Annotated in this window: 18 protein-coding genes and 1 pseudogene; 14 read left to right on the plus strand and 5 right to left on the minus strand. The window is 72.7% G+C overall.

What is annotated here, in order from left to right; all coding sequences use genetic code 11:
- The first annotated feature begins 10 nt into the window (after nt 1-10).
- Together ABZ794_RS12560 and ABZ794_RS12565 are read left to right on the plus strand one after the other, a co-directional pair.
- Nucleotides 11-577 carry an adenine phosphoribosyltransferase gene (locus tag ABZ794_RS12560; RefSeq protein ID WP_357515585.1) on the plus strand — a complete coding sequence of 189 codons (567 nt, stop codon included), beginning with the start codon at nt 11-13 and terminating at the stop codon, nt 575-577.
- Nucleotides 578-774: 197 nt separating this feature from the next.
- Complete coding sequence (locus tag ABZ794_RS12565; protein ID WP_210784942.1) at nt 775-3297, plus strand: bifunctional (p)ppGpp synthetase/guanosine-3',5'-bis(diphosphate) 3'-pyrophosphohydrolase; 2523 nt, start codon at nt 775-777, stop codon at nt 3295-3297.
- A gap of 97 nt (nt 3298-3394) precedes the next feature.
- Here ABZ794_RS12565 and ABZ794_RS12570 read toward each other — a convergent pair whose 3' ends face one another.
- Together ABZ794_RS12570 and ABZ794_RS12575 are read right to left on the minus strand one after the other, a co-directional pair.
- Entirely contained in the window at nt 3395-4240 is an 846-nt protein-coding gene (locus tag ABZ794_RS12570) for a peptidylprolyl isomerase (protein ID WP_210784941.1), read from the minus strand.
- Nucleotides 4241-4298: 58 nt separating this feature from the next.
- Nucleotides 4299-5183, minus strand: a complete 885-nt coding sequence (locus ABZ794_RS12575; protein WP_210784940.1) for a peptidylprolyl isomerase — start codon at nt 5181-5183, stop codon at nt 4299-4301.
- Nucleotides 5184-5453: 270 nt separating this feature from the next.
- Here ABZ794_RS12575 and ABZ794_RS12580 point away from each other — a divergent pair, with 270 nt between their 5' ends.
- From ABZ794_RS12580 to ABZ794_RS12590, 3 genes are all read left to right on the plus strand, one after another.
- The gene (locus tag ABZ794_RS12580) at nt 5454-6164 is read left to right on the plus strand and encodes an MBL fold metallo-hydrolase (protein ID WP_124861911.1); all 711 of its coding nucleotides are present in this window, start codon (nt 5454-5456) and stop codon (nt 6162-6164) included.
- A gap of 73 nt (nt 6165-6237) precedes the next feature.
- Nucleotides 6238-7566: a histidine--tRNA ligase gene (gene hisS / locus ABZ794_RS12585; protein ID WP_210784939.1), complete on the plus strand. Its 1329-nt coding sequence runs from the start codon at nt 6238-6240 to the stop codon at nt 7564-7566.
- Nucleotides 7567-7637: 71 nt separating this feature from the next.
- Complete coding sequence (locus ABZ794_RS12590) at nt 7638-8579, plus strand: acyl-ACP desaturase (RefSeq protein ID WP_181518646.1); 942 nt, start codon at nt 7638-7640, stop codon at nt 8577-8579.
- Nucleotides 8580-8689: 110 nt separating this feature from the next.
- Here ABZ794_RS12590 and ABZ794_RS12595 read toward each other — a convergent pair whose 3' ends face one another.
- Complete coding sequence (locus ABZ794_RS12595; RefSeq protein ID WP_210784938.1) at nt 8690-9202, minus strand: PaaI family thioesterase; 513 nt, start codon at nt 9200-9202, stop codon at nt 8690-8692.
- Between the two features lie 55 nt (nt 9203-9257).
- Here ABZ794_RS12595 and ABZ794_RS12600 point away from each other — a divergent pair, with 55 nt between their 5' ends.
- Nucleotides 9258-9734 (plus strand): helix-turn-helix domain-containing protein, encoded by a 477-nt coding sequence (locus ABZ794_RS12600; RefSeq protein WP_210784937.1) that lies wholly within the window; start codon nt 9258-9260, stop codon nt 9732-9734.
- A gap of 405 nt (nt 9735-10139) precedes the next feature.
- A complete protein-coding gene (locus tag ABZ794_RS12605) occupies nt 10140-11186 on the plus strand; it encodes a S1 family peptidase (RefSeq protein WP_210784936.1) in 1047 nt (348 codons plus the stop codon).
- A gap of 96 nt (nt 11187-11282) precedes the next feature.
- Here ABZ794_RS12605 and ABZ794_RS12610 read toward each other — a convergent pair whose 3' ends face one another.
- Together ABZ794_RS12610 and ABZ794_RS12615 are read right to left on the minus strand one after the other, a co-directional pair.
- The gene (locus tag ABZ794_RS12610) at nt 11283-11906 is read right to left on the minus strand and encodes a DUF998 domain-containing protein (RefSeq protein WP_210784935.1); all 624 of its coding nucleotides are present in this window, start codon (nt 11904-11906) and stop codon (nt 11283-11285) included.
- Nucleotides 11907-12022: 116 nt separating this feature from the next.
- The gene (locus ABZ794_RS12615; RefSeq protein ID WP_210784934.1) at nt 12023-12757 is read right to left on the minus strand and encodes a DUF998 domain-containing protein; all 735 of its coding nucleotides are present in this window, start codon (nt 12755-12757) and stop codon (nt 12023-12025) included.
- Nucleotides 12758-12911: 154 nt separating this feature from the next.
- Here ABZ794_RS12615 and aspS point away from each other — a divergent pair, with 154 nt between their 5' ends.
- The 7 genes and pseudogenes from aspS to ABZ794_RS12650 all read left to right on the plus strand — a co-directional run.
- The gene (aspS, locus tag ABZ794_RS12620; protein ID WP_210784968.1) at nt 12912-14717 is read left to right on the plus strand and encodes an aspartate--tRNA ligase; all 1806 of its coding nucleotides are present in this window, start codon (nt 12912-12914) and stop codon (nt 14715-14717) included.
- Nucleotides 14718-14812: 95 nt separating this feature from the next.
- Nucleotides 14813-15625 carry a sugar nucleotide-binding protein gene (locus ABZ794_RS12625; protein WP_357515590.1) on the plus strand — a complete coding sequence of 271 codons (813 nt, stop codon included), beginning with the start codon at nt 14813-14815 and terminating at the stop codon, nt 15623-15625.
- A 69-nt stretch (nt 15626-15694) separates the two neighbouring features.
- Nucleotides 15695-16303, plus strand: a complete 609-nt coding sequence (locus tag ABZ794_RS12630; protein ID WP_357515592.1) for a helix-turn-helix domain-containing protein — start codon at nt 15695-15697, stop codon at nt 16301-16303.
- Nucleotides 16300-17586 carry an MFS transporter gene (locus tag ABZ794_RS12635; RefSeq protein WP_238688676.1) on the plus strand — a complete coding sequence of 429 codons (1287 nt, stop codon included), beginning with the start codon at nt 16300-16302 and terminating at the stop codon, nt 17584-17586. Before ABZ794_RS12630 ends, ABZ794_RS12635 begins: the two co-directional genes overlap by 4 nt.
- A gap of 200 nt (nt 17587-17786) precedes the next feature.
- Nucleotides 17787-18008, plus strand: coding sequence for a hypothetical protein (locus ABZ794_RS12640; RefSeq protein WP_210784931.1), 222 nt, complete (start codon nt 17787-17789; stop codon nt 18006-18008).
- 74 nt (nt 18009-18082) lie between these two features.
- Nucleotides 18083-19621, plus strand: coding sequence for a replication-associated recombination protein A (locus tag ABZ794_RS12645; RefSeq protein WP_357515595.1), 1539 nt, complete (start codon nt 18083-18085; stop codon nt 19619-19621).
- Nucleotides 19618-21641: pseudogene (locus tag ABZ794_RS12650) on the plus strand (hypothetical protein); the annotation flags it as partial. The gene ABZ794_RS12645 and the pseudogene ABZ794_RS12650, both read left to right, overlap by 4 nt.

A 21641-nucleotide genomic window follows, 5' to 3' on the forward strand; every position in this document is an offset into this window, starting at 1 on the left:
CGAAAAAGCCGTGACGGAGACCCACAGCACCGCAGCGCGCGGGGACAGTGGCCCGGAGGTCGCCCGACTGGTCGCCAGTCGGGTGCTGGACGTGCCCGACTTTCCCAAGCCCGGCGTCATGTTCAAGGACCTGATGCCACTGTTCGCCGACGGCAAGGTCTTCCGTGAGGTGATCGACGGGATCGTCGCCCACCACGGGCGGGACACCTTCGACGTGGTGGTCGGCATCGAGGCGCGCGGGTTCGTCGTGGCGGCGGCCATCGCGTACGCGACGGGGGTGGGTGTGGTGCCGGTGCGCAAGGCCGGCAAACTGCCCCGTCCGGCGCACTCGGTCTCCTACGAGTTGGAGTACGGCGAGGCCACCCTCGAAGTGCACGAGGACGCCTTCACCGCCGGGCACCGGGTGCTGGTGGTCGACGACGTGCTGGCCACCGGTGGCACCGCCGAGGCGACGCTGGACCTGGTCGAGCGGGCCGGCGGCACCGTCACCGGCTTCACGGTCCTGCTGGAGCTCGGCTTCCTGGGCGGGCGCCAGCGGCTGGCGCCGCGTCCCGTCCACGCCCTGTTGACTGTTTGAGCCGGTCGATACTCTGCTGACCGTTTGATCCCGGACCCGTCGGACGGACCCGGCGCCGACCGTCCGGCGGAGCGGCAGGGGACCGTCCGTGCGGGTAGCATTGCCCTTTGCTGACGCCGGCGGTAACCCGTCCGGCGGGCGAGACCAGGTCGGCCGATCTTCGGCCGGCGTGTTTCCGGCGAGCGGTGAGGAGGCCGGTGTCCCACGATGTCGTCCCTCCGGCGGAGGGCACGGTGCACCCGACAGGCGACGCTGACGGCTCGGTGACCGACCGGACAGGCGACGCGCCGGCCCGGGTGACGGGCTCCGGCAACGGCTCCGGCCGGGCTCCCGGCGAGAGCGCGGTGCGTCCGACCAGCGGCCCGCCGAGCGCCGAGGCGTCCCCCGGCGCCGATGGCGTCGTGGTGCCGTTCCCGACCGACGCGGGCATCGACCCGTCGCCCAGCGGTGGCTTCGGGCTGTCCAACGCGCCCACCGGTCGGCGGGTCCGGGCCAGGCTGGCCCGGTTCAACGCGCCCTGGCAGACCTCCCAGGTCAGCGAGGTGCTGGAGCCGCTCATCGCCAGCCACCGGGACAACCACCCCAAGGCGGACGCCCGGCTGCTCCAGCGCGCCTTCGACACGGCCGCGCGGTGGCACTCCGGGCAGTACCGCAAGTCCGGTGACCCCTACATCACCCACCCGCTCGCGGTGGCGACGATCCTCGGCAACCTGGGGATGGACACCACCACGCTGGTCGCCGCGCTGCTGCACGACACCATCGAGGACACCGAGTACACCCTCGACCAGATGCGCGCCGACTTCGGTGGCGAGGTCGCCCTGCTGGTCGACGGCGTCACCAAGCTCGACAAGGTCAAGCTGGGCGACGCGGCCAAGGCCGAGACGATCCGCAAGATGGTCGTGGCCATGGCCAAGGACCCGCGGGTGCTGGTGATCAAGCTGGCCGACCGGCTGCACAACATGCGCACCCTGACCTTCCTGCCCCGCCCCAAGCAGGAGCAGAAGGCCAAGGAGACGCTGGAGATCCTGGCGCCCCTCGCCCACCGGCTCGGTATGAACACGATCAAGTGGGAGCTGGAGGACCTGTCCTTCGGCACGCTCTTCCCGAAGCGCTACGAGGAGATCAACCGGCTGATCGGAGAGCACCAGCCGCAGCGCGAGGCGCTGCTGCGGCAGGTGACGCAGAAGGTGCAGACCGACCTGAAGGCCGCCAAGATCAAGGCGGAGACCACCGGGCGGCCGAAGCACCTCTACTCGATCTACCAGAAGATGATCGTGCGGGGTCGCGACTTCAACGACATCTACGACCTGGTCGGTGTGCGGATCCTGGTCGACACGGTTCGCGACTGCTACGCGGCGCTGGGGGTCATCCACGCCAACTGGCAGCCGGTGCCGGGCCGCTTCAAGGACTACATCGCGATGCCCAAGTTCAACATGTACCAGTCGTTGCACACGACGGTCATCGGGCCCACCGGCAAGCCGGTGGAGATGCAGATCCGCACGTACGCGATGCACCGCACCGCTGAGTTCGGCATCGCCGCGCACTGGAAGTACAAGGAGCACAAGGGCACCCAGATCGTCGGCCCGCCCGCGCACATCGACGAGATGACCTGGCTGCGGCAGTTGCTCGACTGGCAACGTGAGGCGGCCGACCCGAGCGAGTTCCTGGACGCGCTGCGCTTCGACCTGTCCAGCCAGGAGGTGTACGTCTTCACCCCGAAGGGTGACGTCATCCCGCTGCCGACCGGGTCGACGCCTGTGGACTTCGCGTACGCGGTGCACACCGAGGTGGGGCACAAGTGCATCGGCGCGCGGGTCAACGGCAAGCTGGTGCCGCTGGAGTCGACGCTGTCCAACGGCGACGTGATCGAGATCTTCACGTCTAAGTCCGAGACGGCCGGCCCGACACAGGACTGGCTGGGCTTCGTCAAGAGTCCGCGCGCCCGGACGAAGATCCGGCAGTACTTCAACAAGGAGCGCCGCGAGGAGGCGATCGAGGCCGGCAAGGACGCGATCGTCAAGGCGATGCGCAAGCAGGGTATGCCCCTGCAGCGGATGCTCACCTCCGACGCGCTCATGTCGATCGCGCGGGACCTGCACCTGGCCGACGTGGCCTCGCTCTACGCGGCGGTCGGCGACAGCCAGGTCTCCGCGCAGTCGGTGGTCCAGAAGCTGATGGCCGCGTACGGCGGCGAGGAGGGCGCGGCGGAGGACATCGCCGAGACCGCCGTCGCCACCCGGCCGCCGCGCAGCCGGCAGAGCAGCAGCGACCCGGGCGTGGTGGTCCGGGGCGTCAGCGACGTCTGGATCAAGCTGGCCCGCTGCTGCACACCGGTCCCACCGGACTCGGTGTTCGGCTTCGTCACCCGCTCCGGCGGGGTGAGCGTGCACCGCGACGACTGCGCCAACGCCGAGGACCTGCGTGCGCAGAGCGAGCGGGTCGTCGAGGTGAGTTGGAAGCTCACCTCCGCGTCGACGTTCCTGGTCGCCATCCAGGTCGAGGCGCTGGACCGGCACAAGCTGCTGGCCGACGTCACCCGGGTGCTCTCCGACGAGCGGGTCAACATCCTCTCCGCCACCGTCACCACCACCCGCGACCGGGTGGCGGTGAGCCGGTTCAGCTTCGAGATGGCCGACCCGAAGCACCTGGGCCACCTGCTGGCCACGGTCCGCAAGGTCGACGGCGTCTTCGACGCCTACCGGGTCACCTCCGGGGCCTGACGCCCACCGGGTCGGTCCCGCGGCCCGACGCGTACCCCCGAGAACGCGACAGCGCCCGCCGGCTCAGCCGGCGGGCGCTTCGTCGTGCGCGCGGGGGTCAGCCCTGCGGGTTGCTCATCGTGAGGTCCTTGATGATGACCTCCTTCTTCGGGTGGCCGCCACCGGCCTGCTGGGCGAACGCCCCGTCGTCGCCGGCCTTGGCCACGTCCTTGACCAGGTCCAGACCGCCGGTGATGGTGCCCAGCACCGTGTACGCCGGGTCCAGCGGCGAGTCGCCGTAGACGATGAAGAACTGGCTGCCGGTGCTGCCCGGCTGGCCGGAGTTGGCCATCGCGATGACACCCTCCGGGTACGGCGGGCGCTTGTCGGTGGGCAGGTTCTCCTCGGGCAGGCGGTAGCTCGGGCCGCCCTGGCCGTCGGTGGGGCGCCAGCCGTTGCCGGTGGCGCTGGGGTCACCGCACTGCAACACCTTGATGCCCTCGGTCACCAGACGGTGGCACTTGGTGTTGTCGAAGAAGTTCTTCTCCGCGAGGTGGGTGAAGCTGCCCGCCGTGCACGGCACCAGCGACCGGTCGACCTTGGCGGTGATCGGGCCGAGGTTGGTGTCGATCGTCATGGTCTGCACGCCGGTGCCGGACTGCTGGTTGCTCGGCACCCCCACGTCCTTGATCTGCGGGGGCCGCTGCTCGGTGGGCAGCGCGTTGTACACGCACTCGGACGCGCCGGGCGCCGGCGCGGCGGTGTCGCTCTTGTTGTCGTCGTCGCCGCCGAGGCTCACCGCCAGCCAGACGGTGCCGGCGACCACGAGCACCAGTGCGGCACCCGCGCTGACGATCGCCGTCGTCTGCCGGCGCTTGCGGGCCTTGGCCGCGCGCTCGGCCATCTCCTTCTCGAGCCGGGCGCGTCGTGCCGCCGCTTGCTGCCGCTCTCTGGTGGACGTCACGCCTGGATCCTCCTGGCTATCTGCTGCTGGGTGCCGAGTAATTGGGTGGGGCGACCGGTCAGCCGGCGCTCGGGCTGCTGGCCGGGGTGCCGGAGGCCGACGGCGCCGGTGCCGCACCGGTGACCGGCTCACCGACCGTGAGGCTCTGGATCGTCACATCGGTGCTGGGCTTGATCTTCGCCCCGGTCCCATTGTCCACGGTCGGGAGGGCGCCGATCTTCTCCACCACGTCCAACCCGCCGGTCACCCGGCCGATGACCGGGTACTTCGGGTCGGCGGTGGTGAAGTCCTTGAAGAAGATCAGGAACTGGCTGCCGTTGCTGCCCGGCGGGTTGGAGACCATCGCCACTGTCCCCTTCGGGTACGTGGGCGGCTGGTCGGGGGCCGGACTGGCCGACGGCGACGCCGACGGCACGGTCGGCAACTCCTCGTCGTAGAACGAGTAGGTAGGCCCACCAAGACCCGTGCCGCTGGGGTCGCCGCAGCGCAGCGCGCCCTCCGCGGTGATCTCGTGGCACTTGGTGTTGTCGTAGAACGACCGGCTCGCCAGGTGGGCGATGCTCGCGGCCGCGCACGGGGAGTTGGTCAGGTTCAGTTCCGCGGTGATCGGCGCGCCCTGGTTGGTGGTCACTGTCATCGCCCGGGTGCCGTCGGTGGGCAGATCCTTGGTGGCCGGCGTGCCGACGTCCTTGAGGTTGGTGTTGGCCGTCGCGTCCTGCGGCGTCCAGAGGCAGGTCTCCTCCGCGGCCGTGTTCTGCTTCGGGTCGGAGTCGAACGCACCGAGCGCCCAGGCTGAGCCGGCCACTACCAACACGAGGATCAGCGCGGCGCCAACTCCGGCCTGGATCTGCCGTCGGCGCCGCGTCGAGGCGGCCCGGCGAGCCAACTGCCGGTCGAGCTTGGCCCGCGCCAGTTTGCGCTGCCGGTCCCTGCTGGAAGCCACCCGTGCTCCCCTTTCCTCTACCTGGTCGTCGCCGGCGGCCGGTCGCCCCGACCCGTCCGAGCGTCACGTGTGCCGCGCCACACGCCCGCCAGAGTGTACGGCTAGTGACTGGGAATGTGGTGTACGAGGTCCACCCCGTCCCGAGCAGCGCTTATCGGAGGTTGTCACTGTGCACTGCGGGGCCCCTGGGGCGGACGCGGCAAACTCGCTCGGCCCGCCCGATAGGCTGCTGTGCAGGACGACAGCTGCTCGACGGAAAGGACAGCGCCCGTGCTCGTGGCCGGCTTTCCCGCCGACGCCTTCGGCACCAACTGCTACGTGGTTGCCACCGCGCCGGGGGAGCAGTGCGTGGTGGTCGACCCCGGCATCGGGGTGCTCGACCAGCTCGACGCGCTGCTCGCCGAGCACCGCCTGCATCCGGCCGCCGTGCTGCTCACCCACGGCCACCTCGACCACACCTTCTCGGTCGCGCCGGTCTGCGGTGCCCGCGGCATCACCGCGTACGTGCACCCCGGTGACCGGGAGATGCTGGCCGACCCGTCCAAGGGCCTCTCGGCCGACCTGACGTCGCTCTTCGGCGGCCGGCTGAGCTACACCGAGCCGGACGACGTGGCGGAGTTGACCGACGGCGCCACCCTCACGCTCGCCGGCCTGGAGATCGCCGTCGACCATGCCCCGGGCCATACCGGCGGGTCGGTGCTGTTCCGGCTGCCGGGCGCCGGGTCGAGCTGGGAGGCTGACGAGCTGTGCCTCTCCGGTGACGTCCTCTTCGCCGGGTCGATCGGCCGCACCGACCTGCCGGGCGGGAGCATGCCGGCCATGCTCACCAGCCTGCGCGACAAGATTCTTCCGCTCGCCGACGACACCGTCGTGCTGCCCGGCCACGGCCCCAGCACCACCATCGGCCGTGAGCGCGCCAGCAACCCGTACCTCATCGAGGTGGCTGGCACGTCGCCGGCCGCTCCCACCCGGGGCCTCTAGATCTTCTGTCCGCGCCGCGCGCGGACCCACGACACCACCGCGCCACCGGCGCGGAACCGCAAGGAGTACGCCGATGAGCAAGCCCACGCCCATCTCCGGCTTCCCGGAGTGGACCCCCGGCCAGCGGATGATCGAGCAGTTCGTGCTCGACAAGATCCGGGCCACCTTCGAGCTGTACGGCTTCGCGCCGCTGGAGACCCGCGCCGTGGAGCCGCTGGACCAGCTGCTGCGCAAGGGCGAGACCTCGAAGGAGGTCTACGTGATCCGGCGGCTGCACGCCGACGCCGAGGGTGCCGGTGGTGACGACCAGCTCGGCCTGCACTTCGACCTGACCGTGCCGTTCGCCCGGTACGTGTTGGAGAACGCCGGCAAGCTGAGCTTCCCGTTCCGCCGCTACCAGATCCAGAAGGTGTGGCGGGGCGAGCGACCGCAGGAGGGCCGCTACCGGGAGTTCGTCCAGGCCGACATCGACATCGTCGACCGGGACACGCTGGCCGCGCACCACGAGGCGGAGATGCCGCTGGTCATCGGGGACGCACTGCGCTCGTTGCCGATCCCACCGGTGACGATCCAGGTCAACAACCGCAAGATCTGCGAGGGTTTCTACCGGGGCATCGGGCTGACCGACCCGGAGGCGGCGCTGCGCGCCGTGGACAAGCTCGACAAGATCGGCCCGGCGAAGGTGGCCGAGCTGCTGGCCCAGACCGCCGGGGCGAGCGAGGCGCAGGCCAAGGCGTGCCTGGCGCTGGCCGAGATCTCCGCCCCGGACGCCTCGTTCGCCGACGCCGTCCGGGCGCTCGGGGTGAGCGACCCGCTGCTCGACGAGGGCATCGAGGAGCTGGTCCGGGTGGTGGACACCGCCGCCGAGCACTCGCCCGGTCTCTGCGTGGCGGACCTGCGCATCGCCCGTGGGCTGGATTACTACACGGGCACCGTCTACGAGACCCAGCTGCGCGGCTACGAGCGCTTCGGCTCCATCTGCTCCGGTGGCCGGTACGACAACCTGGCCAGCGCCGGCGCCGTCTCGTACCCGGGGGTGGGGATCTCGATCGGCGTGACCCGGCTGCTCGGGCTGCTCTTCGGCGCGGGGGAGCTGTCGGTCTCGCGGGAGGTGCCGACCGCCGTGCTCGTCGCGGTGACCAGCGAGGAGCAACGTACGGCCAGCAACCGGGTGGCCGAGGCGCTGCGGCGGCGCGGGGTGCCGACCGAGGTGTCGCCGAGCGCGGCGAAGTTCGGCAAGCAGATCCGTTACGCCGAGCGGCGCGGCATCCCGTACGTGTGGTTCCCCGGTGTCGAGGGAGCGCCGGACGAGGTGAAGGACATCCGCTCCGGTGAGCAGGTCACGGCCGGTGCGGGGGAGTGGACGCCGCCCCCGGGAGACCTGAAACCCACTGTCGGTTGAGTGTCCCCACTGGCGCTGACGGCCGCGGGGACCTACGGTAGCGTAAGTTACGCCACCGTAGGGAGTTTCTCGTGACCGTCAGCACCACAGTGAGCCAGACCGCGCTGCTCGTCGAGTTGGAGCCGGTTGTCGCGCGCAACCTGGACCGCCACCTCTCGCTCGCCAAGGAGTGGTTCCCGCACGAGTACGTGCCGTGGAGCGAAGGACGGACCTTCGACGGGCCGCTCGGCGGCGAGGCGTGGTCACCGACCGACTCCACCATCCCGGACGTGGCCCGCACCGCGCTGATCGTGAACCTGCTGACCGAGGACAACCTGCCCTCGTACCACCACGAGATCGCCACCCTGTTCGGTCGCGACGGCGCGTGGGGCACCTGGGTGCACCGGTGGACCGCCGAGGAGGGTCGGCACGGCGTCGCGATCCGCGACTACCTCACCGTCAGCCGGGCGGTCGACCCGGTGGCGTTGGAGCGGGCCCGGATGACGCACATGTCCGAGGGTTACACCAACGCCCACGGCGACGAGGTGCTGCACTCGCTGGCGTACGTCTCGTTCCAGGAGCTGGCCACCCGGATCTCGCACCGCAACACCGGCAAGGCCACCGGCGACCCCACCTGCGAGGCGCTGCTGGCCCGGGTGGCCGCCGACGAGAACCTGCACATGGTCTTCTACCGCAACCTGCTCGCGGCCGCGTTCGAGCTGGCTCCGAGCCAGGCCATGCGGGCCGTCGCCGACGTGGTGGCCGACTTCCAGATGCCGGGCAGCGGCATCGACGGGTTCGCCCGCAAGTCGGTGGCGATCGCCCTGGCCGGCATCTACGACCTGCGTCAGCACCGCGACGAGGTGCTGCAGCCGGTCCTGCGTCAGTGGGACGTCTTCAACGTGACCGGCCTCAACGCCGACGGCGAGGCCGCCCGCGAGCAGCTCGCCGCCCAGCTGGAGAACCTGGACCGCGCCGCCAGCCGCTTCGAGGAGAAGCGCGACGCCCGAGCCGCCCGCCTAGCCCTCCGCTAACCCCCACCCCCCCGGTCCCACCCTGTTGATCATGAAGTTGTTGCCACTCTCGTCGGCGTGTCGAGGCAATAACTTCATGATCAACCCGGGGGGTGAGGGGTGGGGTGGGGTTAGGGGGTTGGGAGGGGGAGGATGAGGCAGGTGCTGGTGGCGTGGGCTATCAGGCGGTCGGCGGCATCGGTGATGCGGGCCTCGGCCAGGGCCGTACGGCGGCCGCGTTGCAGCACCGTGCCCTCGCAGCGCAGGGTGCCGCTGTCGACGGTGACCGGGCGGAGGAACTTCACGTTGAGATCCAGCGAGGTGTAGCCGACTCCGGCGGGCAGCGTGGTGTGTACGGCGCACCCCGCGGCGGTGTCCAGCAGGGTCGAGAGCACGCCACCGTGGACGCTGCCGAGCGGGTTGTAGTGGAACTCCTGCGGAGTCAACTCGACGACGACCCGGCCCTCGTCGGCTTCCATTCTGGTCATGTCGAGAAGGTGCATCACCGGCGGCGCGGCCAGTTCTCCGGCGATCATCGCCCGGAGCATGTCCAGGCCGCTGCGTCGACCGACCTGGGCGGCGTTGACCGACGGGTCCGCCCAGGTGAAGGTACGGCTGCGCACTGGTTCCTGCGTCTGCGTCATGGACGCAGCCTGGCAGCAGGTTGCTGAGTCTGTCAACGAGATCTAGCCTGGTCGGATGCGACCCGCGGCTCTGGACTGGTCAGTGGAGAACTGCACCATCGCCCGCGCGATGGAGGTCCTCGGTGAGCGGTGGACCCTGGTGGTGCTCCGCGAGGTGTTCACCGGCGTACGCCGCTTCGACGACATGCGGGTACGCACCGGCATTCCCCGCCAGGTGTTGACCAACCGGCTCGCCAGCCTGGTGGAGCAGGGCGTGCTGAGTCGCGAGCCGTACCGGGAGCCCGGCAGTCGGCTGCGCCACGAGTACCGCCTCACGGAGAAGGGCCTGGATCTGTGGCCGGTGCTGGTCGCCGTCCTCGGCTGGGGCGACCGGTACCTCGCCGACACGGAGGGCCCGCCGCTCACTGTCACGCACCGCGACTGCGGCGCCGAGGTGCGCGCCGAACTGCGCTGCGCCGACGGGCACGACGTGGGTCGGCCCCGCGACGTGGTGCCCAGTCCGGGCCCCGGCGCCCGTCGCCGTATCCCCTGACCCGTTCCCGCCGCACTCCCTGGCGCCCGTCGCCCGCCGCACTCCCTGGCGCCCGTCGCCGTCGCCGTCGCCCGTAGCCCGTCGCCTGACGCCCGTCGCGCGGCGCCGTGCCGTCCCGGCGTGCGGTGCATCCGACGCCCGGCGGGGAAGACATCGATGATCGTGCGCGTCGAAAGTGGGGCGGATGTCGGTTGGGTGTGACGGTGGCTGTTCGCCAGCGTGTCGGGGGTGTTGCGGCCGTGCGACCAACCGGGATCGGTGAATCCGGGCGAATTCAAGCCTTGTTAATGATCTTAAGTATGTGAATACTTCAGTCTCAGTCGGCCGGTTTCCCCAGATCGGCCGGGTTGCCCTCGGGTCAGCCGCCCCCGGCCAGACCCGCTCCCCCGCCCAGGAGGTTGTTACATGCGACCCACGAGGTCCTCATTCCGCGTTGCGGCTACAGTCGCCGTTTCCGGAACCCTGGTTGTCGGCTCGCTCATCGGCGCGCCGGCCCAGGCCGCTCCCGCCGCATCGCCCGACACCGCCGCCGCGATCTCCGCGGAACTCGGCGACCGCTCCGCCGGCTCGTACATCGACGCCAGCGGCAAGTCCGTCGTCACGGTCACCGACGCGACCGCCGCCAGCAAGGCCAGCAAGGCCGGCGCCGTCGTCCGCTACGTCACCCGCGGCGCCGCCGAGCTCAACCGGGCCACGGCCGAGCTGGAGCGCTCCGCCAAGATCCCGGGCACCGCCTGGTGGAGCGACCCGGTCACCAACCAGGTCGTCGTCTCCGTCGACAGCACCGTCACCGGGGCCAAGCTGGAGCGGGTCAAGGCCGCCGCCGCGCGGGCCAACGGCGCGGTCCGGATCGAGGCCGAGGCCGGCGTGCTGAGCACCCGGATCTCCGGTGGCCAGGCCATCTACGCAGGCGGGGGCGGGCGTTGCTCGCTCGGCTTCAACGTGCGCAGTGGCAGCACCTACTACTTCCTGACGGCTGGGCACTGCACCAACATCTCGGCCAGCTGGTACTCGAACTCCGCCCAGACCGCGCTGCTCGGCAGCCGTACCGGCACCAGCTTCCCGGGCAACGACTACGGCATCGTGCGGCACAACAACTCGGCCAACGCCGCCGGCAACGTCTACCTCTACAACGGCAGCTACCGCGACATCACCGGCGCCGGCAACGCCTCCGTCGGCCAGTCGGTGCAGCGCTCCGGCAGCACCACCGGCCTGCGCGGCGGCTCGGTGACCGCGACCAACGCCACCGTGAACTACGCCGAGGGCTCGGTCTCCGGTCTGATCCGCACCAACGTCTGCGCCGAGCCTGGCGACAGCGGCGGCTCGCTGTTCGCCGGCGGCACCGCCCTGGGTCTGACCTCCGGTGGTAGCGGCAACTGCCGCACCGGTGGCACGACCTTCTTCCAGCCGGTCACCGAGGCGCTCAGCCGCTACGGCGTCAGCGTCTTCTGATCCACGCACCGCTCGCGGGCCGCCGGAACACTCCGGCGGCCCGCGTCGCGTTGACAGCCACCGAACCCCGCCGACGCCGGGCGAACGCGACGACGCTCAGCCGGGCCCGGACGGTCCCGGTCGCCGCCGGGAGACCAGCACGGCGGCCAGCGGTACGCCCGCCTCGGCGGCCGCCGCCAGCCGCTCGGTCAGCCCGATCCATGCCCCGTCGGTGAAGAACTCGACGGCGAACCAGCCGACCAGCGCGAGGAGGACCACCGCCGCCGCGAGCGCCAGCCGGCGTACGAGAGCCGGCGGGTGGCGGTGGTCCCGGTCGGGGGACGGCCTCGCGCGGCGGGGCACCGCCAGGGCCGGCCAGACTGCCAACGCCGCGAACGCCACACCGGCGGCCACGGCGTGCGTCGTCGAGTCACCGGTCGGGCGCTGCGGGAACGCGACCAGGATCAGTGTCGCCAGCCCGCCCAGCGCGAGTAGCGCTCGGCCTGCCGGCGCGGCGCTGACCAGGCCGAGCGCGGTCGTCAGGTGACAGAGGCCCAGGCCGGCCAGCCCGACCGTCATGATCCAGCGATGCTCCGCACCCGTGGCGGCGAGCGCGCTGATGGTCTGCCGCACCGGGTCGAATCCGTCGGACTGGGCAGCCTGCGCCAGGGTCCACCCGCCGACGAGGAACAGGGGTGCGCCACCTGCCGACAGCAGGGCCCAACGGGGAACGGCAGACATCGGGCGATCGTAACGATCCGACCGGCGCGGTTTCCGGGCCGCGTGCTCGGGCTGACCGGCCGACGGTGCGGACCCCCTGAGCGGGCGAGGGCGACGAAGAGATCAGGCGGGACGACTCACGGCAGCAGGTCGGGGCGCCCGGGGGTCGGCCCGCTCGGTGGTCCGAGCGGATCCGGGGGTACGACGCCGATGGTCGGCAGGTCCGGGCCGACGCGTACGGTGCCGCCGGTCGACCAGGCGAGGTGCGCCCGCCGGGCGGAGAGGACAGCCAGCAGCGGCCAGAGGGAGACCGCTATCGCCGTCACCCGCTCGGCCAGCCCGGTGCGGGACCCGCTGGTCACCTCGAACGCGCACCAGCCGAAGAGCGCGAGCAGCACGAGCGTGGCGCTGAGCCCGACCGCCCGGCGGAACGCCCAGGGCGGCTCCGGTCGAGCGGGGTGCTCGGTGTCGCTACCACGCGGCAGCCGCAGTGCCGAGCCGGCCGGCCAGAGCACCAGGGCGAGGACGGCCACCGTCGCCGCGACGCCGTGGCTGAGTGAGCCGCCGACCGGCGGCCGGGGAAAGGCGACCAGCGCGATGGTGGCCACGCCACCGATCGCGAGCAGGAAGCGGCTGGGTAGTCCGGCCGCGTGCAGGACGGCGGCGACCGACAGGTAACAGCAGCCGAGCAGCACCAGGGCCACCACCATGATCCAGGCGTCGGTGGCGTCCTGTCCTGCCAGCTCGCTGATGGTGTCCCGGACCGGGTCGTACCCGACGGGCTGTCGGGCCTCCGCCACCGTCCAACCGGCCACCAGCAGCACGGGCGCCGCCGCCGCCGTGGCGACGGCCCAGTTCGGTACGGGCCGCATTTCGCCACGTTAACCGGCGCGGCCGCCGGCAGTGTCGGGTTCGCCGGTCCACCCCACCAGCGAATCGTGCCGGCCTGCCGGGTGCCCGGAGACGGGGCGGCCACCCCTGACAGAATGCGGGTGAGGACTGTTCCACGATGAGGAGTTGCCAGCCGTGATCCGTACCCACAATGCCGGAAGCCTGCGCGCCGCGGACGCCGGCTCGACGGTGACGCTCGCCGGCTGGGTGGCCCGCCGCCGCGACCACGGCGGGGTCATCTTCGTCGACCTGCGCGACGGTTCCGGTGTTGTCCAGGTGGTGTTCCGCGAGGAAGATGCGCACGCGCTGCGCAACGAGTTCTGCGTGAAGGTCGTCGGCGAGGTGACCCGCCGCCCGGCCGGCAACGAGAACCCGGAGCTGCCCACCGGCGAGGTCGAGGTCACCGTCGTCGAGTTGGAGGTGCTCTCCGAGGCGGCGCCGCTGCCGCTGCCGGTGGACGACCAGATCGAGGCCGGTGACGACATCCGACTCCGGTACCGCTACCTGGACCTGCGCCGCAGCGGCCCGGCGAACGCGCTGCGGCTGCGCTCGCGCGCCAGCCAGCTCGCCCGGGGTGTCCTGCACGAGCGGGACTTCCTGGAGATCGAGACGCCGACGCTGACCCGCTCGACGCCGGAGGGCGCCCGCGACTTCCTGGTGCCGGTGCGGCTTCAGCCCGGCAGCTGGTACGCGCTGCCGCAGTCGCCGCAGTTGTTCAAGCAGCTGCTGATGGTCGGCGGCATGGAGCGGTACTACCAGATCGCCCGCTGCTACCGCGACGAGGACTTCCGCGCCGACCGGCAGCCGGAGTTCACCCAGCTCGACATCGAGATGTCGTTCGTCACCGAGGACGACGTGATCGACCTCGGTGAGGCGATCGTCTCGGCGCTGTGGAAGGACCTGGCCGGGCACGAGATCACCCGACCGATCCCGCGGATCACCTGGCACGACGCGATGGCCCGGTACGGCTCGGACAAGCCGGACCTGCGCTACGGCGTCGAGCTGACCGAGCTGACCGAGTACCTGCGCGGCACCGAGTTCCGGGTCTTCGCCGGGGCGATCGACGCGGGCGGCTACGTCGGCGCGGTGGTGATGCCGGGCGGGGCGGCGCAGAGCCGCAAGGAGCTGGACGGCTGGCAGGACTGGGCGAAGGCGCGTGGGGCGCGCGGCCTGGCGTACGTGGTGCTGGACGCCGAGACCGGCGAGGCGCGTGGCCCGGTGGCGAAGAACCTCTCCGCCGAGCACCTGGGTGGGCTCGCCGACGCGGTCGGCGCCAAGCCGGGTGACGCGGTCTTCTTCGCCGCGAGCGCCACCACCCGGGAGGCGCAGGAGCTGCTCGGGGCGGCCCGCGTGGAGATCGCCAAGCGGTCCGGCCTGATCGACGAGAGTGCCTGGGCGTTCTGCTGGGTGGTCGACGCGCCGATGTTCGAGCGCACGGACGAGGGCGGTTGGACGGCCGTGCACCACCCGTTCACCTCGCCGAACTCGGAGTGGGTCGACCGGTTCGAGGAGGCTCCGGACCGGGCCCTGGCGTACGCGTACGACATCGTCTGCAACGGCAACGAGATCGGCGGCGGGTCGATCCGTATCCACCGGGGTGACGTGCAGAAGCGGGTCTTCGACCTGCTCGGCATCACTCCCGAGGAGGCGCAGGACAAGTTCGGCTTCCTGCTGGAGGCGTTCAAGTACGGCGCCCCGCCGCACGGCGGTATCGCCTTCGGCTGGGACCGGGTCTGCATGCTGCTCGCCGGCGCCGACTCCATCCGTGAGGTCATCGCCTTCCCGAAGACCCGGGGTGGCTTCGACCCGCTGACCAGTGCACCCACCCCGATCACCGCCCAGCAGCGCACCGAGGCGGGCATCGACGCCAAGCCCAAGCCCGCCGCAACCGCCCACACCGGCACGGCCGGCCCCGCAGCCCCGGTAGCAGACCCGGTCTGACCCCCGCTCCTGCTTGGTTGATCAAGAGGTTTGCGTCATCATCGCCCCGCGAGATGACGCAAACCTCTTGATCGTCAGTGGGGGAGTGGGCTGGGATGCGGGTGCTTGTTGTCGGGGGCAGTGGGTTACTCGGGCGGTCGGTTTGTCGGCGGGGCCTCGGCGCCGGGTGGTCGGTTGTGGGGACCTTTCATTCGGGTGAGATCGCGGTGCCGGGAGTCGCGGCACGACGGCTGGACGTGACCGACCGGTCCGCCGTGCGCGCGCTGGTCGCCGAGGTGCGGCCGGACGCCGTGGTCGGGACCCCCTATCGGTACGGGGACTGGGCGGTCACCGCCGACGGGGCGGCGCACGTGGCGCTCGCCGCCGCCGAGGTGGGTGCCCGGCTGGTGCACGTGTCCAGCGACGCGCTGCACGCCGGACGACCCGTGCCGTACGCCGACGACGAGCCACCCACGCCGGTGCACGCCTACGGTGCCGCGAAGGCGGCGGCCGAGACCGCAGTACGGGCGATCGACCCGGGCGCGGCGCTGGTGCGGACCTCCCTGATCTTGGGGGAGGGCAGTAAGCAGATCCAGCTCTGCCGGGACGCGCTCGCCGGCCGGGCCACCCTGTTCAGCGACGAACTGCGCTGCCCGATCGACGTCACCGACCTGGCCGACGCCGTGCTGGAGTTGGTCGCCTCGACGTACGCCGGTGTGCTCAACGTGGCCGGCCCGGACGCGGTCAGCCGGGCCGAGCTGGGCCTGCTGGTCGCCGAGCGGTACGGCCTGGACGCTGTCGGGTTGAGGACCACCACGAGCGCGGCGACCGGTGTGGTCCGCCCCCTGGACGTACGCCTGGACTCCGCGCGTGCCGCCGCCCTGCTGCGCACCCGGCTGCGCGGAGTACGCGAACTCCTCGCCCGCTGACGAGGGCACCTGCACACTTCCTATGCACAACTATTGTGCATAGGAAGTGTGCAGAGATAGTGTGCAGGCATGGCGAACGACGAAGGCGTCCCGCGGCCGGCGCCGCGTGAGGTGCGGATCGACAAACGGCAGGTCCGGGTGCTGGCGCACCCGCTGCGCATGCGGCTGGTCGGAGCGCTGCGGGTGAAGGGGCCCGCCACCGCGACCACCCTCGCCGAACTGCTCGGCACCAACACCGGCGCGACCAGCTACCACCTGCGGCAACTCGCCGAGGTCGGGCTGGTCATCGAGGATCCCGACCGCGGCAGCGGGCGGCAGCGCTGGTGGCAGGCGGCGCACGACGTGACCAACTGGGATCCGAGCGACTTCGACGACGACCCCGACGCCAGGGCCGCGATCGAGTGGATCCAGGGCGACCAGGTGCGTCTGCTCGCCGAGACCGCCGATCGCTGGTTCGCCACCCAGCACGAGTGGTCGGCCGCCTGGCGGGACGGGTTCGGCATGAGCGACATCTTCATGACCATCCCGCCGGCCCGGCTCGAGGAGCTCAAGGCGGAGGTGTGGCAGGTGCTGGAGCGGTATCACCGCGAGGCCGAGTCCGCTGCCGCCACCGACCCGGAGGCCCGCCCGGTGCAGGTGTTCCTGGCCGCCTACCCGTTGCGCGAGGGCCTCCAGTGAGCGCGCTGACCGTACGTCAGGTTCGGCGTCGTTACCTCACGCTCTACGGTCTGCGCTGGCTGCCCACGGGTCTGATGATCCCGGTGATGATCCTGCTGATGCAGGAGCGCGGCCTGTCGTTGCCGCAGATCGGCCTGGTCTCCACGGCGCAGGGGCTGCTGGTGCTGGCGCTGGAGTTGCCCACCGGCGGGCTCGCCGACGCCCTCGGTCGTCGACCGGTGCTGCTCGCCGCCGGGGTGCTGAACCTCGCCTCGCTGGCGCTGTTCGCGGTGGCCGACTCGTTCTGGCTGTTCTTCGTGGTCTGGGCTCTGCAGGGGATCTACCGGGCGTTGGACAGCGGCCCGTTGGAGTCCTGGTATGTCGACGCCACCCTGGCCGCCGACCCGGCGGCCGAGTACGAGCGTGGCCTCGGCTACGCCGGCACCGTCGTCGGTGGGGCCATCGGTGGTGGCGCGCTGCTCAGCGGTGGTCTCATCGCGCTCGGCCCGATCGGGCCGGTCAGCGCGCTCACGGTGCCCGTGTTCGCCGCCATCGTGGCGCAGGCGGCGGCACTCGTCGCGGTGGTCGTACTGCTTGTCGAAGAGCGTCCGGCCACGGGGTTCGCGGCGCTACGGGCCTCGGTGGTCCAGGCGCCCCGGATGATCGGCCAGGCCGTCGGGCTGCTGCGTCGTTCCCGGGTGCTGCTGGCGTTGGTGGCCGTCGAGTTGTTCTGGGGCTTCGGCATGGTCACCTTCGAGTCGCTGCTGCCGGTCCGGCTCGCCGAGGTGATCGGCGACCCGGAACGCGCCGCGGTGCTGCTCGGGCCGGCGAACTCGGCCGCCTGGCTCGCCTCGGCCGCCGGCGCGGCACTGACCCCACTGCTGCTGCGCTGGTTCGGCGCCGCGCCGGGTGCGGCAGTGCTGCGCATCCTCCAGGGCGTGACGGTGGTCGGGATGGGGTTGTTCGCCGGGCCGGTCGGCGTGCTGGTGGCCTACCTGGCCTGCTACGCCGTGCACGGCGCGTCCAACCCGTTGCACAGTGGACTGCTGCACCGGCAGGTCGACGGCCCGTACCGGACCAGCGTGCTGTCGCTGAACTCGATGATGGCGCAGCCGGCCGGCGCGCTCGGCGGGGTGGTGCTCACCGCGCTCGCCGCCGCCACCAGCGTCAGCACCGCGATGGTGGTCGGCGCTGTGGTGCTGGCCGTCGCCGCCCCGCTGTACCTGCCCGCCTGGCTGGCCGGCCGTCGGGCCGTCCCGGCCGTCGAGCCGACAGCGGTTCCGGTTCCCGCCGCGGACCGTTGAGAAGGGGCCCCTTGTCCGCAAGGGCCCCTTCTCAACGGTCAGGCGAGGCGGATCGATCGTGCGGTCCAGGCTAGGAGCCGAGTGTCGAATGCCTCCGTGGGGCCGTCGCGGCGTGGCCGTCTCCACCGTCGAGATTGGCGAGTCGACCGATTGGGTACATCACGCGCCGACCTACTGGGAACCCCCACCGGAGGATTGACATGCTCGCCATTCTCGCGGCCATCGTTTTTGGCTTTGCCCTGCTGCTCGACCTGCTCGGCACCGACTTCGGAGCGCCCGACCTGTTCAACTGGAACACCCTCGTACTCATCGGGTTGCTCCTGCTCTCGCTCTACCTGGCCGGCGTGGGCAGCGGCCCGCGCGGCGGCGGCGGCGGTGGCGGCGGCCGTTGGTACCGGGGCCGTCGCCCCGGGCGTGGCTGACCGGAACCGATCACCGGTGGCGGGCCCGCGGCGCGATTCCGGCGTCGTGGGCCCGGCCCGGTACTGTCTTCGTGATGGAGTCCGACGCCCTCTTCTCCCTCGGTGAACCCGCCGGGTCGCGCAGCGCGCCCGACGGTCCCGCCGGTGTCGACGGCTTCACCGCGGTGGCCGACGATTCGCCCCTGCCCGTCCGGATGCGCCCGGTGACCCTCGACGAGCTGGTCGGGCAGGAACACCTGCTCGCTCCCGGCGCACCCCTGCGGCAACTGGTCTCCGGCGGCGCTCCGATGTCGGTGATCCTCTGGGGTCCGCCGGGCAGCGGCAAGACCACCATCGCGCACCTGGTGGCCGGGGCCACCGACCGCCGCTTCGTCGCCATGTCGGCGCTCTCCGCCGGCGTGAAGGACGTCCGGGCGGTGATCGAGGCGGCGCGCCGCCAGCGCCGTTCCGGCGGCCCGCAGACCGTGCTCTTCATCGACGAGGTGCACCGGTTCAGCAAGACCCAACAGGATTCGCTGCTCGCGGCCGTCGAGGACCGCACTGTCACCCTGCTGGCGGCGACCACCGAGAACCCGTACTTCTCGGTCATCTCACCGCTGCTGTCGCGGTGCGTGCTGCTCACCCTGCAACCGTTGGACGACGAGGCGGTGCGGGGTCTGCTGCGCCGCGCGGTCGCCGACAAGCGTGGCCTGGACGGCGCACTGGCCCTGACCACCGAGGCCGAGGATCACCTGGTCCGGCTGGCCGCCGGTGACGTCCGTAAGGCACTCACCGCCCTGGAGGCGGCGGCGGCCTCCGCCACGGCCCTCGGCGGCGGGCGGATCGACCTCGCCACCGCCGAGCAGGCCGTCGACGTGGCGGCGGTGCGCTACGACCGCGACGGCGACGCCCACTACGACGTGGTCAGCGCCTTCATCAAGAGCATGCGCGGCTCGGACGTGGACGCGGCGGTGCACTGGCTGGCCCGCATGCTGGTCGCCGGTGAGGACGCCCGGTTCATCGCCCGTCGTCTGGTCATCTTCGCCAGCGAGGACGTCGGCATGGCCGATCCCGGGGCGCTGAGCGTGGCGACCGCCGCCGCGCACGCGGTCGAGTACGTCGGGTTGCCAGAAGCGCAGCTCAACCTCGCCCAGGCGGTGATCCACCTGGCCACCGCGCCCAAGTCGAACTCGGCCACCACCGCCATCGGCGCCGCCATCGCCGACGTCCGGGCCGGTCGCGGTGGCCCGGTGCCGCGAGGGCTGCGCGACGCGCACTACGCCGGCGCCCGAGGGCTGGGCCACGGGACCGGCTACCGCTACCCGCACGACGACCAGCGCGGTGTGGTCACCCAGCAGTACGTCCCGGACGACCTGGTGGGCACCGACTACTACCAGCCGAGTCCGCACGGCGCGGAGCGGTCGGTGGCCAGCCGGTTGCCGGTGCTGCGCCGGATCGTGCGTGGTCTGCCGGCTCCGGCCGCGCGCCCGGAGACGCCGGCATCCGAGCCGTCCGTAACGGCGCAGACCGCGCCAGCGCTATCCCCGGGGGCCGCCCGTCCGACGACGGGCCCGGGTGCCCCCGGCACGATGCAGGACAGCGGCACCGACGCCGCAGGAGAGGGTCAACAGTGAGATCGCGTGGTGGGGACCGCCCGGACGAGGGCCCGGACGAGCGGCGCGATCCCCGCGCCAAGACCCGCCGTTGGGGTCGGGGCCGGCCGGCCGAGCCCGAGCCGGAGCAGCCGGCCGCCGGCGAGGAGTTCGGCTGGATCGACGACCTGCGCTCGGCCAAGCAGCAACGCGCCGAGCTGGGCCCGGACGGCGCACCGGCGGAACCGAACCGGCCCCGTGGGGGCATGCCGCCGGCCGACCCGGCCGGGCCGCCGGCACAACCCACCCCGCGTACGCCGGGAGAGCCGGCCGGTGCGCGCGGCAGTGCGCCGGAGTCCTCGGCGCCGCCGGCCCCGCGCCAGAGTGAACCGGGCGGTGCCGCCGCCCGTCGACCGGTCGACGGGCCCTGGCCCGGAGAGACGCCGCCGGCGGGTCGTCGCCCGGACAACCGGCCACCCGCCGCCGGCCCCGCACCCGGGCAGCCGCCGCGCCGCGGCGTGCAGCCGGTGCCCGGCGCCCGCGCCGCCGTACCGCAGTCGCCACCCGCCGCTCGCCCGGGCGGGGGTGACCCGGCCGGCCAGCAGGGGCCTCGTCCGGCACCCGACGCGCCCGGCGGCCCGGCTCGTCCGCGCGGTGCGGCAGCCCCTCCCGGCCCACCGACCTCAGGCCCCCCGGCCGGTCGTCGTCCGGACGCCCCCGCTTCGCCGGCCCGTCGTCCGGACGCCGCTGTTCCGCCGGGCCGTCATCAGGACCCCGCCGCGCCCGGCGGTCATCCCGACGCCATGCCGCCGCTGCGCCGTCCGGATGCTGGCCCACCGGTCCGCCGACCCGGCCCGGCGCAACCGGTCGAGCCCGGCCGTGCCCGGCCGCCCGCCGACGGCACGCCCGCCGGTCGCCGCGCCGCCGGCTCGGCACCCGACCCGGCGCGGGCCGCCGGAGCACCCGCAGCCCCCGGGCCGGCCCGCTTCGACGGCCCGCCGGCTGGCGTCGTGCCGTCGACCGCGGACGGCCTGCGGCCCGACCCCGCCATCGACCGTGACCCGCGCACCGCCCGGCGTCGTCCGGGCCCGGCCGACCCCGGTGCACCCGAGCCCGCCGGGCGCGCCTCCGAGGGGCCCCGTCCGACAGCCGGCGGGCGTCGCCGCGCCGCCGAACCCGACGAGCCGGTGGTGCCCCGCTCGGGTAACGCGCCACCGGTGCCCCGCTCGGGGAACGCGTCGTCGGTGCCCGAGGCGACCGGCGCGCACAGCGGCGCCCTGCCCACCACCGGCCCCGCCGACGGCACCGGCCGCCGCAGGGTCGTCTCCGACGAAACGGAACGCCGAACGCCGCCCGGCGGCGAACCCCGCCCGGACCGGCCGGACCGCCCGGAGCGGCCCGCGGACTGGCTCCGCCAGGCCGGCCGCCTGCCACACACCGACCCCGGCCTGCCGGTGGTCAACCGCCGAGACGGCAGTCCGCCGGCAGGGGGTCGCCGCCCGGCGCCGCCCGCCGGGGCGGTAGACCTCACCGACCAGGCGTCCGGTCGGCTCGCCGTGCCCGACCCGGCCGCGGCACGCACCGCCGCCCGCCGGCCCGTCGGCCCGCCGGTCGACCCGGGCGCGGACGCACCGACCGGTCGTCGCGCCGTCCGGCCCGACGCGTCGGGATCCACCGGAGAGCAGGCCCTGACCTACCCCCCGCCGCCCGGTGACCGGCCCGCCCGTGGGCGGGGCGCTGCGGCGGTACCCACTCCGGACGCCACCGGCCAGCGCGGCCGTGCCGTGGCGGGGCCCGGCCCGGACGCACCGCCCGCCCTGGATCCGACCGGCCGACGAGGGCGTGGACCGGCCGAGTCCGGCCCCGGCGGTACGGCTGTCCCCGGTCGACCGGGGCCCGCGACCGACCACGGCGACGACCCCTACGCCGGTGGTCGACCCGGTGCCGGTCCCGCTGCTCGGGGCGCCGCCCGCTCCGTCCCACCCGGCCGGGCCCGCCCCAGCACCGCGGCCAACGCCGACTCGTCGGCCCGGGTGGCGTGCCGGTCGGCGGTCTCCTCCTG

Source organism: Micromonospora sp. NPDC047187 (assembly GCF_040643355.1).
Lineage (GTDB): Bacteria > Actinomycetota > Actinomycetes > Mycobacteriales > Micromonosporaceae > Micromonospora > Micromonospora salmantinae.

Bases quoted from the DNA above. Each gene is read 5' to 3' on its own strand.
- ABZ794_RS12600 (WP_210784937.1), top strand. From the start codon at position 9,258: ATGCGACCCGCGGCTCTGGACTGGTCAGTGGAGAACTGCACCATCGCC.
- ABZ794_RS12615 (WP_210784934.1), bottom strand. From the start codon at position 12,757: ATGCGGCCCGTACCGAACTGGGCCGTCGCCACGGCGGCGGCGGCGCCC.
- ABZ794_RS12605 (WP_210784936.1), top strand. From the start codon at position 10,140: ATGCGACCCACGAGGTCCTCATTCCGCGTTGCGGCTACAGTCGCCGTT.
- ABZ794_RS12595 (WP_210784938.1), bottom strand. From the start codon at position 9,202: ATGACGCAGACGCAGGAACCAGTGCGCAGCCGTACCTTCACCTGGGCG.
- ABZ794_RS12640 (WP_210784931.1), top strand. From the start codon at position 17,787: ATGCTCGCCATTCTCGCGGCCATCGTTTTTGGCTTTGCCCTGCTGCTC.
- ABZ794_RS12645 (WP_357515595.1), top strand. From the start codon at position 18,083: ATGGAGTCCGACGCCCTCTTCTCCCTCGGTGAACCCGCCGGGTCGCGC.
- ABZ794_RS12625 (WP_357515590.1), top strand. From the start codon at position 14,813: ATGCGGGTGCTTGTTGTCGGGGGCAGTGGGTTACTCGGGCGGTCGGTT.
- hisS (WP_210784939.1), top strand. From the start codon at position 6,238: ATGAGCAAGCCCACGCCCATCTCCGGCTTCCCGGAGTGGACCCCCGGC.
- ABZ794_RS12630 (WP_357515592.1), top strand. From the start codon at position 15,695: ATGGCGAACGACGAAGGCGTCCCGCGGCCGGCGCCGCGTGAGGTGCGG.
- ABZ794_RS12610 (WP_210784935.1), bottom strand. From the start codon at position 11,906: ATGTCTGCCGTTCCCCGTTGGGCCCTGCTGTCGGCAGGTGGCGCACCC.